The following is a 1,049-nucleotide window of genomic DNA, read 5'->3' as shown; positions in this document are numbered from 1 at the left end:
TAACACCTGAATTAAGCCGCGCCGCGAAGCGGCGTCGGCTTGAATGAATTGTTAGAGCTCACCTGCGCGTTTCCCGCTGTTGCAGTCAAAGCACAAAGTCCAAAGATTCTCGTAATCATTCGTGCCGCCTCTTGCTACTGCGACCTTGTGATCCACCTCAAGCTTGACGCCGTCTTTTGCGGATTTTCCACAGATCTGACAGGAATATGAGTCGCGTTTAAGGATCTCGAATCGCTGCTTCTTTGTGAGTGGAACACGCACGAACCTGAGATACAGGAGCTCGTGCAGCTTGACGCTGCCATTATGCTGCCACTTTGCGGCGAGGTTGTGGGTCTTATCTGAGCGGTGCGCTAGATCACTTGACTGGAGTTTTTTAACGCTGCGCTCAAGACGCAGCCAGTTCTCTGAAGAGTGACGGTCGAAGTGCGCTTCCTCTACGAACAGGTCACATGCGCCGCAATAGTAGGTCCCCGGAGCCTCTGGGTCTGCGTCCCCATGCAGAAAGTAGCGACTAACTTTCATGTGAGCTCTAACGCCTGAGTTAAGCCGGACCGCTGCGCGGCCACGGCAGAGTCACAATCCTACGGGACTTTGCCGAGGCCGCGCAGCGGTCTCGGCTTGAACGAATTGTTAGGTCTCCCCAGCGACCATGCTGATGGCAACCTTCTTTCCGGAGCGCAACACTGTCATTTTGACGGTGTCTCCGGCTTGGACTGCCCCCATTTCCTTGTCCAGCTTGCGTGCGGACGCGCCAGCTACAACTGAGCCGTTCAAAAATTCGATCACGTCGCCTGGCATTAGCCCGGCGCGCATTGCAGGCGAGTTCTGCTTGACCTTGGTCACGACGACGCGATCAAGTTTTGCGTCAAAGGCACTGCGCTTGAGCGTGTAGTGAACCGTGAACCCGAGATGGCCTTTTCCAGCAGCGGCGGACATCGACGCCGCGAGAAACGCCAGGGCGAGTAGGCTTTTCAGAAAAACTTTCATGGGAGACCTAAGGAAAGTCTGAACAACTCGCCACCTGTCGGCGACAATAGCGCCTCACCTCC

2 protein-coding genes are annotated in these 1,049 nt (G+C 55.6%); both read right to left on the bottom strand.

Going from position 1 to position 1,049, the window contains the following annotated elements:
- Positions 1–51: 51 nt before the first annotated feature.
- The gene (locus SPK54_RS13605; RefSeq protein ID WP_330948406.1) at positions 52–522 is read right to left on the bottom strand and encodes an HNH endonuclease; all 471 of its coding nucleotides are present in this window, start codon (positions 520–522) and stop codon (positions 52–54) included.
- 108 nt (positions 523–630) lie between these two features.
- Entirely contained in the window at positions 631–987 is a 357-nt protein-coding gene (locus SPK54_RS13600) for a PDZ domain-containing protein (RefSeq protein ID WP_330948405.1), read from the bottom strand.
- Positions 988–1,049: the final 62 nt, after the last annotated feature.

The organism is Thermomonas sp. LB-4 (genome assembly GCF_036409385.1).
In the GTDB taxonomy this organism is placed as follows: domain Bacteria; phylum Pseudomonadota; class Gammaproteobacteria; order Xanthomonadales; family Xanthomonadaceae; genus Thermomonas.
This window is presented reverse-complemented; position numbering and strand designations above follow the sequence as displayed.